The following is a 15501-nucleotide window of genomic DNA, read 5'->3' on the forward strand; positions in this document are numbered from 1 at the left end:
CATCGTAGTCCCGTCAATTTTGGTGTTAATGTCCTCTGTGGTTTGATTGCTTATTGTCATCAGCCCAAAAAGCCCTCCCTTCACTTAGAATGGGCTTTACCTCCATCTGCTTAACCCGAACTCAGGTTACGTTAGAAAAGAGCTAATTCGGTTGAAACCGCAGCTACACAGATAAAACCTGTCTTCACAGGTTTGTATGACCCTTATTTTCGCGGTAGTCAACACAGATAGACAAAGTTGGTTTCGTGACTTTATTCACCCAACTACACCAAAAAATCTGTTGTTCCTGTTTTTAATAATTGGGAGAAATGAGAATGAGGATTATTAAGCAAACTTTGGCGATCGCCGTACTCTAATATGCGTCCGCGATCCAAAATCAAGATTTGATCCGCGCGTTGTACAGTTTGTAAGCGATGGGCAATGATAATTCCTGTACAACGATTGAGTAATCTATCGACAGCTTGTTCAATTAAGTGTTCAGTGACAGGATCGAGGCGTGAAGATGCTTCATCAAGAATAACTAAACCAGGATTTTTGAGAAAAACACGCGCAAAAGTTAAAAGTTGCGCTTGTCCTGCGGAGAGTCCACCGCTGTTGGAATCTAGTTGAGTATCAAGATCTTCAGGAAGCGATCGCAACCAAGTTCCGAGTCCCAATAGTTCTAGCGTCTGTCGAATTTGTGTATCGGGAATTGTAGAATCAAAAAAGGTCAGATTATCGCGCACACTCGCTTGGAATAGTTGCACATCTTGCGTTACTAAACCAACACGTTGTCGGAGTGTTGTTAATGATGTTTGGGCGATCGCTACATTCCCCAAACGAATGCAACCTAATTGCGCGTCATAAAACCTTAACAACAGCCGCGCTAATGTTGTTTTACCACTGCCTGTACGCCCTAACAAACCCAAAACTTGACCTGCAGGAAGATAAAACGAGATGTCTTGAAGTGTCCACTCTTGAGGCGTGAGGTAGGAGTTTGAGGCTGTTTGCTGCGCTAACTGGTAAGAAAACCAAACTTGTTCGCACGATACTGACAGCGCACTTTGAGAAAGAATGCGATCGCCTCCTGTACTTAAATGCGACTGTACTTGCAAAAGTTCGCGGATGCGATGGATACTTGCTTCGACTTGTTGTAGTTCTTCGAGTTCTTCGCGGATGCGTTCGATGGGTTGATTGAGTAAATTAGTATAGTGAAAAATTAGGTAAGCACTGCCAATCGTAATCGCATTTTGATTCCAGAGATAGGCACTCACCCCAAGGGCGATCGCATTGCCAATTGTGAATAAACCAACAGACGTTGACCAAAGGATAGTACTTGTAAACCGAGCTTTTTGGTAAACTGGCAGCCAGCGTTGCAAAATTTGATGAAAACGCCGCATCACATAGCTAACCGCACCATTCGCCCGAATATCTTCTCTCCCAACTAAGTGTTCTCCGATAAAGCCAAAGAATTCTGCACTAACTTGGAGATAAGTTGTCCAGGGTGCTACCGCAAAAGAATGTAAACTCAATAATATCATCAAAGCAAAGAGTGAAAATAGCGTTAAGCTGACTCCTGCTAACCAATTCTCGAAAAATAGTGCTACTAAAATACCTACTAAAAGGATGCCATTACCTAATGTATGAATTGCTAGTTGAGAAAAGAAGCGCGATAAAACATTAACATCTCCATCTACTCTTTCTAATAACTCGCCCGATGTGCGTAATTTATAGAACGATAAATCTAATTGAATGCAGTGTTCTACAATATCTGCTCTAAGTGCATTAGTCGCAGTCCAAGCCACATTTTCGCCTAAATAAGTTGAAATAACCGACAATAACTGTGTTAAGAAGGCAGCACCAATAAATAGTAATGCTGCAACAAATAAAACTTGTCCAGATGCGCCAGCAAGTGAAGTATCAATAAAATACCCTAGAATTTGCGGACTCAGAACTTGCAAGCCAATACTTATCAGCAATGCAACTGCAAACAGCGCAACGCGCCCTTGCTGCGGCTTTAAATAGCCGCCCAGTAGCTTGGCATACTGTTTAATAGGAACATTCATGATGGTTGATAAGCCAATAATTACGAATAATTTTAGTGGTAAATGGTAAATGGTAATTGATAATAATATGAGCAAATTTTTTTGGCATAATGACGCAATTCATCGGCTTATTATAGTTAGCTTTTAACTTGATAAAATTGTCAGTTTGCAGAATTTATATGACAAAAAAAGGACTTTCCCTTTATAATTATTTTATGTATGTATAGAAGGAATTATCATTTTAAGATGTCATAAGCATTAATTAAATAATATGATTTCGACTATTACCCATTACCAATTACAATTTCTTACCAAATACATACTTTTCGGCTACTTTCCAGTAACGTGAGAAACGCTTGAGGTCGATATAGCCGTCATAATTTAAGAATGGTTCGATAGCCAGCACTTCTAATGACATCGAGTTTTCAATTTCATCACAGATTGCATCAAGGCGCGGGCTAGGGCTTTCGGCAGTGACGACAAGGTTAGCATTGTGTTCTTGGGCAAATGCCATAACTTCGGTTGCGACATCGCCGCGCCGGATGATTACAGGTAATTCGAGTAAGCACTCGTAAATAAAAGTCAGGCGTTTGAGGCTTAATTGCCATTCTGCAATCAGTGCATCATCCCAAACCCAAATCGCTGGTGCATTTGCGTAAGCTTTAAGCGCAGGATTGTATGGACTAAGACAATCACCGTGTACCCAAATAATCGATTTATTCATTCAAATTCTGAAAGAGTATTTGTAGTAGCTAGAAAATTATGCCATTAGCTGCTATTGAATAGATGATGCTTTGAAATGCATTTTTTTGCTCTGGTACACGAGAATCGCGCTACATTTGCTTCAACTTTGATGAAAATCTCGTTTAGAACTATTATTCTCGGCGCGACTACCTTCGGTAGTACGCTGCAGTAATGGGGTATGTGCTAGCGGGCTAGAGTTTCTTAGATGCAGTGTATATGTCAGCCGTGGTGAATTACCATCAACTGAGAAGAAACTCCGCTTAGCTAGTGCAGATCAAGTTGTTTTACCAGCTGAACCTGGTGCAGAAATGATGGCACATATGATTACGCATCCTACTGCAATGGACTTTTTACAGCAAGATGACAGACGCAACACTTTAAATGAACTTCTTGCAGGAATTGACGTACAAGTTGACGAATTAGCGATTCCTGCTGATTCTCCTTTGGCAAATCAAACCATTAGTGATATTGAAATTAGAGGGAAAGGAGCCTTTATTGTCGTTGCATTACGAAAAACCGACGGTACAATGGTTATTCACCCCAAACACGAGATGTTACTCGAAGTAGGCGATACAGTCATTGTCATGGGACATCGCGGCGACATCCCCCAATTTGCCAAGAATTACGTGTTAAAGCGTGATATTAGATACTGAGGTTCTCGAAAATAAAAAGCAGGGAAGTAGAAGAGTTATGAGTGTTGAGTTATGAGTTAAGAAAATTCAAAATTCAAAACTGAAAATAATTGCCTCCAGCACCTTTCTTCGCTTTCCAAAACTCACGCACTAGTCACTAGCTACTAACCACTAATCACTTTTTCCCTCGCCCCTTCTTTCCTCGTTGCCAACTTTGACTACCACGATTGTTGCTAAACTCTCCTTTAGGAAACAGTCTTTGTTCTATCTGTTCGTAACTACCTTCAAAGTCGCAGTGACCATATAAGGGACATTCATGACAATAAACTCCTGCAGTGTATTTTTCCAAATTCTCACGGTTGAAATAATAAGGCTTGTGGCTAAAAGTACTCGCAACCCATTGCCATGACATATTATTACTTGCCGGATCGCCATCTAAAAGATGTTCTAAAAACCACTTTGCTCCTGTTTGCCAACGAACACGCCGCCAATGCACAATATATGCTGCCAGCCACATTCGCATATGATTGTGTAAATAGCCTATTTCCCTTAAATGGCAGCTAAAGCTATCAATACAGACTCTCCCGCTCGTTCCGTTAACAATATCATCCGGTAGTTCTTGTTGATATTCTTGAACTTTATAGCCAGTTTTATAAGGTTCTTGATCTTCCCAAATCCCATTACCTAATTTGACATACAATCGTTGCCAATAGTCGCGCCACCCTAGCTCGTTAATAAGTTTAGTTGCTTCATCTTGATGTTGGATTTGCAAAACATAATCTCGAATTTCAGCTAAACTTAAAACTCCATAACGAATGTATGGTGAAAGCTTTGTTACTGCACCTGTTAAGAAATTTCGTGACTTAGCATACTGTGCTGCATCGACTTTTTCTAGTGTTACTTCTGCAACTTTTCGTCCTCCTACTATTTGAGAAATATGATTGTCACGTTTTGCTGCATCTGGAAATTGCTCGCATAAGTAGGCAACTAATTCATCACGGCTGCCGAATTCACGTCGCATATTCTTGCTCATTTGCACATTTTTTATATAGTTTACTTATCAATATTCAATTGAAAATTAATTACAAAAATAATACTCTTTAAAAGATAACATAATTTAATTATTAGATTTCTCCTCTTGTCAAAAAATGATTCAAATCATCCAAGCTCCTAATGTTGGTATTGCCTACTTAGAGGAAAAGTTTGGTCTTCAGCTAACTAATGAGGAACAGTTTTTTACAGAATGCTTAGAATACCATCTAGATGCTGAGCAAGAAAGATGTTATCTAGACAGAGTTAAATCAAATTACTTAAGTCTTATTAAGCAACGCCCAATTTTAGAAGAACTAGCAAAAATGGTAGTGTTATCACCATTACTTGATTTGGTAGGTTTTTATCGTCCTCCTTTTTATGTAGAAACAGAAGAATCTGTAGAAATTAGACAAGAAGATGAAGGAGAAGTCGTAAAAGGTAGAATTGATGTATTAGTTTTAAAGCATCAATTCTGGCTACTTGTTATCGAATCAAAAAGTACTGTATTTTCTTTGCATACAGCAATACCGCAAGCTTTAGCTTATATGCTGAGTAACCCTTATCTAGAAAACCCAGTATTTGGATTAGTTACGAATGGTAGCGAATTTATATTTCTTAAGCTACTGAAACACAATATTCCTCAATATGCATTGTCTGAGCAGTTTACGCTGCTCCAGCGTGAAAATGAGTTATATAAAGTTCTCGGTATATTAAAAAATATAAGACAAGTACTAAGTTAGGAAATATGGCTAATCGCCCGATTTATTTAGATAACCATGCAACTACACCTGTAGACGAGCGCGTGTTAGTAGCAATGTTACCGTACTTTACGGAACGCTTTGGAAATCCATCAAGTACAAGTCATCTTTATGGTTGGGAAACTGAAGCGGCGGTTAAACAAGCACGGAATACCTTAGCAGAGGCAATTGGTGCGACGCCAGAAGAAATTATCTTTACAAGTGGGGCAACAGAAGCAAATAATTTAGCAATTAAAGGTGTTGCAGAAGCTTATTTTCAGAAAGGGCGGCATATTGTTACTGTACAAACTGAGCATAATGCAGTGCTTGACCCGTGCGAGTATTTGCGATCGCTTGGTTTTGAGGTAACATTGTTGCCTGTACAAAATGACGGATTAATTGATTTAGCACTTTTAGAAAAGGCGTTTCGCCCTAATACCGTTTTAGTTTCCGTGATGGCGGCTAATAATGAGATTGGCGTGTTGCAGCCTTTGGCAGAAATTGGGCAAATGTGCCGCGATCGCAATGTCCTATTTCATACTGATGCCGCGCAAGCGATTGGTAAAATTCCGCTAGACGTGCAGGCGATGAAAATTGATTTGTTATCAATGACTGCACATAAAGTTTATGGTCCTAAAGGTATTGGTGCATTATACGTACGGCGGCGCAATCCTAGAGTACAACTCGCACCACAGTTACATGGTGGAGGACACGAACGCGGAATGCGATCGGGAACGCTGTATCCTCCGCAAATTGTTGGATTTGCAAAAGCGGTAGAAATTGCGTTAGTAGAACAAGAAACGGAAGCTAGACGCTTGACTGCGTTAAGAGATAAGTTGTGGCAACAGTTGAGTCAAACTGGAATTCATCTGAATGGACATCCTACGCAAAGATTACCAGGAAATTTGAATATTTCTGTGGAAGGTGTGGATGGTGCAGCATTGTTACTCGGATTGCAGCCTGTGATGGCGGTTTCTTCAGGTGCGGCGTGTTCTTCGGCAAAAACTACGCCTTCTCACGTTCTGATGGCGTTGGGGCGTACTGAGAAACTCGCTTATGCGTCGGTTCGGTTTGGAATTGGGAGATTTAATACAGATGAGGAGATTGATCGCGTGGGAGAATATGCGATCGCAACGATTGCTAGTCTGCGTCAGCAGGCGATGATTGTGTGACGAAGCTTATTAGGTGCAGAGTCGCAGAGGATTATAGCCATTGAGGGGGGGTTGGTAGGGTGGTGTAGAGTTGTTTGAGTTTTTGGATGTCGTGGTGGAACCAGGTGTGTAGCCAATGATTGTAGGCTTGAATTGCGGTTTGTTCGGGTTGGGTGTGGTTGATGATTTGGGCGATCGCGTGTCCTGCCATCATACCTGACATGATTGCTTTAAGTACACCGTGGGAAGCTGCGGGATCGAGGACTGCGGCTGCATCGCCAACGAGGAAGTATCCTTTACCTGCTAGATGTTCGACAATGCGCCAAGTGACATCGGCGGAGTTGGTTCTCATTGGTTGCAGTTGGGCAAATTTTGGAGGAATCCAGTGTTTATCGACTTGTTGCTGGAAGGATAATCGCGTCCATTGGTACAGTCGGGGGCGTACTTGGGCTGTCCATGTCCAACCTTGATGATCTGCGGCGATCGTGGGTGTCTGTTGGGAACATTCTCCAATAGCGTAACCGTAGCGGGCAATTAGTCGAGGAGTGTAATGTGTAATTAGGAGTTTTAATTGACGTGCTAGCCAGTGTTGACTTCCTGTTGCATCCACAACAAAGGTTGAATGTAAAGCGCCTTGTGATGTTTCTACACCTGTCACTCGATTATTATTCAATAGTATTGCTTTAGCGTGGCACGGTTGTAGTACTCTGACTCCTAAGTCTTGAGCATGGTTGAGTAAAGCAGCATCAAAATCTGCCCGCCAGATCTGAAAGCCACGCCATACGCCTGCATCATCTTTACCGTAGGGGATAAATTGCGATTGATTCCATTGCACATATATTCCTGTGTGACGCAATAAGTCAGAAGTTAAAGTTTCAGCAACACCTAATTGTTGTAGTAAAGGTTCAATTCCTGGGTGCAGTGTTTCTCCAGGGCGATCGCGCGGAAATTGTTCGCGTTCAACGATCGTGACATTTAGTCCAGCTTGAGCACATTGTATCGCTGTCGCAGTGCCTGCGGGTCCTGCACCGAGAATGAGTACATCTATTGTTTCTTCAGATCGGTTCATTGACTACACATCGAAATTCACTATCGTCTTGTTGCCAACACAAAGTATCCTGTGTTATTTGGCAAGTGAAACGATTTCGCACGCGCAGACGTTTGCGACGGACATCGCGGGTAAGTTGTTCGCTTCCTTGAACTGTGGCAAATACATATAAATAGCCAGAACCTTGCAATGTTGATTGGGCGCGATCGCTTCTTGATGACCAATCGGCAATTTTTTCCGCACAGACGAGTATCAACTGAGTCGTACTGACTGTATCGTTTGGCGGTAATACGCGAATGCAAAAGTGTAAGGCTTCCATGCGTTGAATCAGTTCTCTACTATCTACCTGCGCGAGTCCGGATACGCGAATTTGTCCTGCAAGCGCGTTAGAAATGTAATCAGAACGGTCTTTATTCGCAAAATTGACAAATAGTCCATCAAAGTCTTCAAAAAATGGTCCATACTCGCCATCCCATCCCTTTTGTGAGGTGACTTCTGCAGCTTTTACTCGTGGATGCTGTGGGTAATAACCGAGTTCGCTATCGAGTAAAGGTAATGCTGTCGGTGCAGAAAGAATTCCAAAAGTTCGTGCAGCATCGGGTGCAACTGCAGGCCAAAATGAATTTAGCGCCGCACAAAGCTTAGCATCTTCAGGAAAAGGACTACCCAAACCGTAAGCTGCGTAGAAGTTTCCTTGGTTATCTTGCCCTAATGATACATCCCAGCCAGGGGCAAAAACATTAGAAGCTGCATCAGGAAGAAAACTGACTAAGCTATCAAGTTGACTTGCGACAGGATTAGTATTACGAGGTGCAGTACTAACGATCGCGGCGATCGCTGTTTCATTGCGTTGAAAAGCTTTTGCGTTACTATTCGGTAAAAGTAGTTCTGGATTTGGGGGTTGTCTACCTTCAGATAAGGGTGATGGTCCTCCTTGACTAAATTGATCGCGTAAAGTCGGTAAAAAGTTATCTACCCAACGTTCAATGGCGATTTGATCGGCGAGGGGAAAGAAATCTGGGGCTGTTACTAAAGAATATGCTGGACGCACCGCAAGATTTCTAGCTAAACCATTCACTTTGACACTAATGCAACCATCACAAGAATTATCGCTAAAGTGTGCGGCTTCATAGTTTCCATCAGCAAGAAATCGTAAAAATTCGTCTTCTGAGGCAATTTCTTGATTCAAGTCAACTAATCTTTGTTCGCCGGTTGCACTTGTTGCTACCAAATGTCGCATATTGACGTATTCAGGTGCTTCGCGTCCTCGACCATTTGCGGCAATCTGATAAGAGGTCCAAAATCGATTGTTAAAGTTTTCTGGCGGTACCTGAAACCGGACAATTTCATCGCGTCCAGTGACAGAATTGCGCTGCGTTGAGGTGTAAACTAACTGTGGTGTTGGCTGTGGTACAAGCAAAACCGAGGCATTGACTGATTGTAATTGTACTAAGTCACGCGAATTATGCGAATCGCGCACAAATGGAGGTTTATTAATATCAAATCCACTTAAAACAGGAATTCCACCACGGGTGTGTACTCGCTGTAGTTTTTCGTTGCGGTGATATTCGAGAAACTCCAAGGTGATATTTGCATCGCGCAAGCATTCGTCACCAGGAAACAATTTATGTACAGGAAACAAAAATTGTCGCGTGCGATCGCCTGATTGTTCTTCTAAAATGGCATCATCGATACTCGGACGACGTTCTACGGCAAGAAAAGCGGCATAACGTGCGGGCATGACTGCAAGGCGATCGCCATCGTCAGATTCTACCCAAAAACTACGCCGAGCAGCACTGTAATTTGCGACTTCTGTCCCCACCCGCGCCACTCCAGTGCGTGAAAATGCCATATCTGCATGAATTCCATGCGGACTCCGTGCTGCAATACGATACTGATACGCAAATACTGCAATAACTGCATTTGGAAAATCGGCTAAGCTACGATTTGCGAGGCTATAGATGTAGTTTTCAATAACATCCAACTCTGCCAAGGTAGGATAAGCTTCAGAGTTGTTATTGACAGAATGCACCGCTGAACTTGCTAGCGCATGATACAACAAACTACGTGCAGGGCTTCCTGGTTCAATACCGCGAATTCCATCTGCTGCAAAATCAGTAAATCCTGGAAGATTGCGATCAATTGTTGATAATTCTTTTGTCAGTTCTCGCTGTAAGTCAGTTGCAGTAATATCTAAACCATGATGTAAAAGTAAGTCTCGCCATCCTTGAAGCGCTAGGCGATCGCAAACTTGTTGTACTTGATCAATTAAAGCCATAATGTCTCTCCAATGCGCTGTCTCATACGTTAATTTCTTGTTTCACAGAATTTATTTTCTGCGGTTTTTCGTACAAAAAGTTTTTAGCAACACTGTCAAAGAAGTTTGGATCTTTCCAATAACCACCATGTGCTTTCGCACCCCAAGCTGCAGTAAAATTAAGCTGTTGATTATTTACATCTTCGTAACAGTCTAAATTGCCACTAATTGGATCTTTTCTGTGATAATAGTTAAACCATTTTAGATGCTGCATTTGATAGCATACTGGATTCTTTCTGAAAAATGATTTTAATTTAGTTTGATCGGTAATAACTGATGACTGCATCCGAAAAGAGGTAAGTTGTTCAATAATTCGCTGCCGTACATACTGAGTTTTTGCAACTTTCTCTCGTAAGAAAAATGCAATTTTATCTAGAGGTGAACCGAAAGTAACTAATCCTTGGATTTTATTTAAGTGTAATTCTTCAGGTGTGACTTTATTTTCATTTAAATCAAGGGAAGTTTTGATACACAATTCATTTAAAGTATCATAAGCGATCGCACTTCCCAACGAATGACCAGCAATGATAACTTGGTCATATTTGGCTTCTTTATCATGAAGAATTTCTTCTAAAAAAGTTTGGGATTCTGCTAATATCTTTCGCCGAATATTAAAGTAAGGAGATTTGCGATCTGTAGTTGTATAAATAGCAATATCGCCAACATAACCCACAATGCTAGGAATTACTAACTTTTTGCTATACGACCAAGCTGATTTAAAAAAAGAACCAACTGGCAATAAGTTTAGAGTAGAAAGTCCTAACCATGCTCCTACTCTCAAAACGGGATATAGTAAGCTAAAGAAATATATAAGCCAAGCAAGTTTTCTGAGAGGAAACCGGCGGTTTACCTTCATATCTAGATGCTGATCGTAAAACTTGAAAGTTCCGTGTAGAGTTTTTTGCATCCATTGCAGAACTTCACAAATTTGAACTTTCTCCTCAGTTTGATATGCCCAATAGTATTCATGAACGTCAATTAACCAGTCTGCTTGACTGTTTTCTGAAGTTAATCGAACAAAACTCTCTGTCCAAATTGAGTCATTTGCTTGTTTTCTTTTAGCAAGTCTATGTGATAAATCAAAAGATAATTTATCGCCAAAATAATCAACTAAGCCACGGGTAAAATTATCTAGAGTATCAAGAAGATTTTGATCGCCAATACCGTGAATAACAATAATTGCTGTTCTACCTTGTGGAACGAGAGAATTAGATTCTGTATTAACCATAGCTATTGTAAAATTAGTAATCAAATTGACTTCAATAAATATGAGTTGTGCCCTAGGTAACTTACCTGATGACTGCAACTAACATTGAAAATTACTCTTCCTAATAAAGAAAAAGTAGGGTAAAGAGGGAATATACCCTACTCTTTGGTCTTGTACGGAGTGCTTAATTAATCACCAATTGGATTAATATCATTAACAAGCCTGAGTAAATCAGCCATTGTAAATGTTCCTGGATTTTGTGCAGGAAGTGTTGGTTTCCAATCAGGTTTTCTTGCTAAGAATGAACTACTATCTTTTTGCAATAAACCGACAAAAACTTCAGCAACAATGCGGCTGCCTACTTTTCCTAAATGTTCGCCGTTGCCTTGAATTTCTGCTTCTTTAAGAATGTAGTACCATAAAGGAGATTCAATATCAAAACCATGTTCTTTAGCAACTTTGCCATCTTCTCCTGTTGCAATATCGGCAGGTGATAAGGGTTGAAATCCCATCAATTTAGCAACACTTTGACCAGGTGGTAAACCTACTTTCAGTCCGCGTAGTAAGTTTCTTACTGCTAAAGATCTCGGTTCTGGAACGTTTGGCAAGTCTTTAAGAGGATCAACAAGTAAAGGATCTAATTTACGACTTAAACCTACTGGTATGTTTGAATCAATTTCAAAAAACCTTCTCCAATCAATAATCCAGTTACTAGGAAGTGTAGGGTTAAGTCCTAGCGGTGTATCTCTTCTTCCTGATTTGGCAGTAAATTCAAAGAGGAGTTGGAGTGTGGCACTGTCAAACTTGCTATCTGTTTCTAGGAAGGTAAAGACTCGGTTATAGTCGTATGCTGTGCGTACCATACTGTGTCCGAGGCGGTAAGCAGCAACAGAAAACTCTAGTGGAATAAATGCATCGCCTTGAGGTTTGTAGAAAGATGGTCCCTGATTGAGAACAAGATTGAGTTGTTCGTTGTCAAGAATACGCTTGAGAAAATCATGGAGAACAATCCACTGATAGTGCCAAATAACTAAATCTCTCGCTTCTTCAAATGCAGACTTGCGGATAGGAGATTCTTGTTGAATTGTGCCATCTTGAATGCCTTGCACTACCTTATTGTGGAACTTGAGGAACGCAAGATGTAATTGAGAAACAATCAGATTTTCATCATTCCGAGGATCGCCGAGTAGCCCCAGCATACTCGATGCGCGGGGAATATCATTTGGTAGTATGCCTAATTGTTCGCCTTGTCTTCCTGTAGGACTTTCAGTAGTTTGTCCGATCAAGAAAAACTCTGGTCTTTCAAGTTCGTAAAGATAGGGTTGCACCTCTGGACCTGCACCATAGAGGCTATCTAGGTCAAGCATTGGGGTGCGGAAGTTTCTGAGTGCTAAAGGATCGTTAAGTGTTTCTTGCAGCGCAGTGATATCAAAAGTGATGTCGTGGTCGATAAATTGTCCTAAATATGTATAACCTGCAGGAACTGTTTTATTGTCGCCTGCAGGATCATTTTCACTCGGATCGTCTGGAAATTTAGGATCAGTCATGGCATTTCCTAGGGCTTCCAAACTCTTTTTAAACTCTTCTAAACTTTTATTTGCAGGTGCTAGCGGACGCAATTCGGGAAATAATCTGCCAAACTTACCTGTAGGGACAAATTGACCAATCGGTTGATTGTCTTCTTTGCGCGGACCAAAGCCATGCATTCTCCCAACACGTTCTCCTGCAGGTCTACGTGGAGTAAAACCTTGAATTTTGCTTTGAATTTTTTGCTGTATATTCATAGTTTTTGACTTCTGTCGTTAATGTTGGGGTTAGTTAGGAAAACTGAATCTGTGAAGCTAGAGACAGTGAGTAACCCAGGATTTGAGAGGTGAATTCTAATTGAATATGAATGAACGCGATCGCACTTCGTTGGAATTGTTTGATGTCTGCATACCAATTTTGGTGACTTCATCACGCTTCACCTTGAGATTGTTGTGGTTGTTAGCCTTGCGACTAAACTGTAAGTGTATTAATGTCTACTAGTTGCAAATAGAGTTTTTCGGAATTTTCACTAAAACTCTTTGTAAATAATTTTTAAGTAATATAAAGTTGCTCTCCGACTAAAGTCGGGGCTACTCAAACAAAGTGTACCTTTGTACACTAAGGTAAAAATGTTAGCAGTAAATCCACGGTGATGGATACTTAATTTAGTAGCGAATTTATTTGCCAAGCATTAATGCAAAAGGTTTACTTTACCAATAACTTTAAGCTCAGCATTAAAATCTCATAATTTGCTAATCTAACAAAAACTATCCTTAATGTCCTAACTCTGAGTAAATGCAGTTTCTATGTGTAGTATGAGCGTTCGAGCAATTTTCCAAGCAGCTAAAGTAGCCGATGCTTCTTCCCCTTACGACACAATTCACCTCAAGGTTTTCTATCCAGCCCAGATGTCAGGTAGCGATCAAGAACAAGATATGGGAGTTGTTCCTGCGGATGAAAAGCGATCGCCTTTTAAAGTGGTGATTTTCTTTAATGGTATCAACTGCGGTCCTGAAATTTATCAATGGCTTGCTGTGAAATTAGCAGAACGCGGACTAGTCGTTGTGACCTTTGCTTGGGTATCGCAAAATATACCTGGAATGGTTGCGCTAACTCCTGGTGTCGATCTCAAAAATCTAGCTCCAAATACCTATGGTACTGCTCCAACTGCTTCTGCTTTACCTACGCTATTAGCTGAGCTGGAGCGTTTACAATCCGAAGGAGTTCTCGCTGGCTTACTCGATTTACAAAATATCATTTTAGGTGGGCATTCTGCTGGAGGTAGAGTTGCAATTGAAAGTGCCAGTCCACAGTTTTTTCCGCAAGTTGTTGCAGCTTTTGCTTATGGCGCTCATACAGCAGCAATTTTACAGCTAGGATATCCGCCAAACACAATCTTACCCTTACCTGATGCTTTACCTTTAATGTTAATTGGAGGAACCTGTGATGGAGTGATTGCTAAAAGCAGCCATCGCTACGGAGTTGATTGGGAACAAGCAACAACCCCAGTTGCACGTACATTTAAGGAAGCGATCGCAGCCAATAGAGGTGATAGTTATCTTCTTCTTTTAGAAGGAGCCAACCATTTTTCTATCGCCCATCCGTTTGATTCTACAACAGGTAGACCTTTCTTAGATTTTCCGGCAACTCAACCAGAAGAACAATTAAGGAATTTAATCGCAGAAGCAATTGGTTTATTTATTGACGCTCATGTTTGTCATCAATCTAGTGCCATAGAAACTCTCAATCAACACTTAGTGACTCACAACCCGTTAATTGCCTCATTTGAGTGCAAGTAGTTCATCTTTAGCCAAAGTAGTAAGATGACTCGTAAATGCGTGCCCATTCAGGTTTGTAAGTTTGGAGCGATCGCACGTACTGAGCGCGTTCAAATGCACTTTGATCGGGAGAATTTTTCTGACTTAAAGTTCCTTGCAACTGCTGTAGCGATTCATACTCGTGTTCTGTCATCCATTGCTCTAGTTCTCGCTCAATTGCGTGTAGGTGAAGAATGCCATGCTGCAAGAGGACTGAACACAGCATTGTCACATTAGCTCCTACCATTAGTAGTTTAACTACATCTTGCCCAGTGTGAATTCCACTTGTTGCAGCTAAGCTAGCGTTGATGCGGCCGTATAAAATTGCAATCCAGCGTAGCGGTAAGCGCATTGCTTGGGGTGTGCTTAATAAAACATTTGGCTCAACTGCGAGAGTTTTGAGATTAATATCTGGTTGATAAAAGCGATTGAACAAGACTAAAGCGTCTGCACCGGCATCATCTAATCGCTTCGCCATGTTTGCCATGTTGGTAAAGTAAGGGCTAAGCTTAATTGCGACAGGAATCGACACCGATGCTTTAACTGCTCGCAGAATATTAATATAAGTTTGCTCGATCTGCTCGCCCGTCACTTCCATATCGGTAGGAACATAGTAGACGTTGAGTTCCAGCGCATCTGCACCAGCTTGCTCAATTTGTCGAGCATAATTTGTCCAACCACCAACCGATGAACCATTGAGACTAGCAATGATCGGAATATTGACGTGTTCTTTAGCACGACGGATGTGATTAAGATATTCTTCAGCCCCAGTGCGAAATGCAGTGTTGGCAGAAGTGACACTGCTGTGTGTGAGATCGTAGGCTTCTTGGCGTTGTGAACGTAGTTGTTCCTCAAAAAGTGAATGCAAGACAATAGCAGCTGCACCTGCATCTTCCATCAGTTTGAGGTTATCAATATCTTCTGATAAGGGTGATGCTGCTGGAATCAATGGCGATCGCAGTGTTAACCCTAGATAAGTTGTTGTTAAGTCCATATATCAATGTTGATGTAAATTACCTGGTTTGCAGTTCGAGATTTGCAATTGAAACCCAGCTATCTATAGTTTCTTTCGTCACCCATCTACTTTTATATAAAAATGGTGTGAGGAAATTGTGATTTTTTTTTGGCGATCATAGGCTTGGCAAATAAATTCGCAGCTAAACAAGCCTTATCCACCTCCGTGGACTTACTACTACCTAATAGTATGCGGAGGCACACTTTGTCTGTGTAGCCCCGACTTCAGTCGCAGGGCATCTACGATTCAT

The 15501-nt window shown here is 41.2% G+C and carries 12 protein-coding genes and 1 pseudogene; 5 read left to right on the forward strand and 8 right to left on the reverse strand.

All coding sequences use genetic code 11. The annotated features are described in order from the left end of the window. A pseudogene (locus IQ230_RS26955) lies at positions 1 to 114 on the forward strand (IS982 family transposase); the annotation flags it as partial. A gap of 149 nt (positions 115 to 263) precedes the next feature. On the opposite strand, the gene IQ230_RS21525 reads toward IQ230_RS26955, so the two are convergent. Together IQ230_RS21525 and IQ230_RS21530 are read right to left on the reverse strand one after the other, a co-directional pair. Next, entirely contained in the window at positions 264 to 2045 is a 1782-nt protein-coding gene (locus IQ230_RS21525; protein WP_193934294.1) for an ABC transporter ATP-binding protein, read from the reverse strand. Positions 2046 to 2322: 277 nt separating this feature from the next. Beyond that, the gene (locus tag IQ230_RS21530; RefSeq protein ID WP_193934295.1) at positions 2323 to 2748 is read right to left on the reverse strand and encodes a hypothetical protein; all 426 of its coding nucleotides are present in this window, start codon (positions 2746 to 2748) and stop codon (positions 2323 to 2325) included. 328 nt (positions 2749 to 3076) lie between these two features. Here IQ230_RS21530 and IQ230_RS21535 point away from each other — a divergent pair, with 328 nt between their 5' ends. Continuing rightward, positions 3077 to 3421 (forward strand): TrkA C-terminal domain-containing protein, encoded by a 345-nt coding sequence (locus IQ230_RS21535; protein WP_193934296.1) that lies wholly within the window; start codon positions 3077 to 3079, stop codon positions 3419 to 3421. Between the two features lie 154 nt (positions 3422 to 3575). On the opposite strand, the gene IQ230_RS21540 is transcribed toward IQ230_RS21535, so the two are convergent. Next, positions 3576 to 4421 carry an FAD-binding domain-containing protein gene (locus tag IQ230_RS21540; RefSeq protein WP_228055216.1) on the reverse strand — a complete coding sequence of 282 codons (846 nt, stop codon included), beginning with the start codon at positions 4419 to 4421 and terminating at the stop codon, positions 3576 to 3578. Between the two features lie 127 nt (positions 4422 to 4548). Between IQ230_RS21540 and IQ230_RS21545 the strand changes: the two genes are divergently transcribed. Both IQ230_RS21545 and IQ230_RS21550 read left to right on the forward strand, forming a co-directional pair. Further along, positions 4549 to 5172: a type I restriction endonuclease gene (locus IQ230_RS21545; protein ID WP_193934298.1), complete on the forward strand. Its 624-nt coding sequence runs from the start codon at positions 4549 to 4551 to the stop codon at positions 5170 to 5172. 5 nt (positions 5173 to 5177) lie between these two features. After that, a complete protein-coding gene (locus IQ230_RS21550) occupies positions 5178 to 6341 on the forward strand; it encodes a cysteine desulfurase family protein (RefSeq protein ID WP_193934299.1) in 1164 nt (387 codons plus the stop codon). Positions 6342 to 6372: 31 nt separating this feature from the next. Here the strand turns inward: IQ230_RS21550 and IQ230_RS21555 are convergent, their stop codons facing one another. From IQ230_RS21555 to IQ230_RS21570, 4 genes are all read right to left on the reverse strand, one after another. Beyond that, the gene (locus IQ230_RS21555) at positions 6373 to 7389 is read right to left on the reverse strand and encodes an NAD(P)/FAD-dependent oxidoreductase (RefSeq protein WP_193934300.1); all 1017 of its coding nucleotides are present in this window, start codon (positions 7387 to 7389) and stop codon (positions 6373 to 6375) included. After that, on the reverse strand, positions 7376 to 9646 hold the full coding sequence (locus tag IQ230_RS21560) for a hypothetical protein (RefSeq protein ID WP_193934301.1): 2271 nt from the start codon (positions 9644 to 9646) through the stop codon (positions 7376 to 7378). Before IQ230_RS21560 ends, IQ230_RS21555 begins: the two co-directional genes overlap by 14 nt. A gap of 22 nt (positions 9647 to 9668) precedes the next feature. Further along, positions 9669 to 10937, reverse strand: coding sequence for a hypothetical protein (locus tag IQ230_RS21565; protein WP_228055217.1), 1269 nt, complete (start codon positions 10935 to 10937; stop codon positions 9669 to 9671). 143 nt (positions 10938 to 11080) lie between these two features. After that, positions 11081 to 12676 carry a peroxidase family protein gene (locus tag IQ230_RS21570; protein ID WP_193934302.1) on the reverse strand — a complete coding sequence of 532 codons (1596 nt, stop codon included), beginning with the start codon at positions 12674 to 12676 and terminating at the stop codon, positions 11081 to 11083. Positions 12677 to 13234: 558 nt separating this feature from the next. Here IQ230_RS21570 and IQ230_RS21575 point away from each other — a divergent pair. Further along, the gene (locus IQ230_RS21575; protein ID WP_193934303.1) at positions 13235 to 14218 is read left to right on the forward strand and encodes an alpha/beta hydrolase family protein; all 984 of its coding nucleotides are present in this window, start codon (positions 13235 to 13237) and stop codon (positions 14216 to 14218) included. 7 nt (positions 14219 to 14225) lie between these two features. On the opposite strand, the gene IQ230_RS21580 is transcribed toward IQ230_RS21575, so the two are convergent. Next, entirely contained in the window at positions 14226 to 15230 is a 1005-nt protein-coding gene (locus tag IQ230_RS21580) for a dihydroorotate dehydrogenase-like protein (RefSeq protein ID WP_193934304.1), read from the reverse strand. Positions 15231 to 15501 lie beyond the last annotated feature (271 nt).

Source organism: Gloeocapsopsis crepidinum LEGE 06123, from assembly GCF_015207655.1.
Lineage (GTDB): Bacteria > Cyanobacteriota > Cyanobacteriia > Cyanobacteriales > Chroococcidiopsidaceae > Gloeocapsopsis > Gloeocapsopsis crepidinum.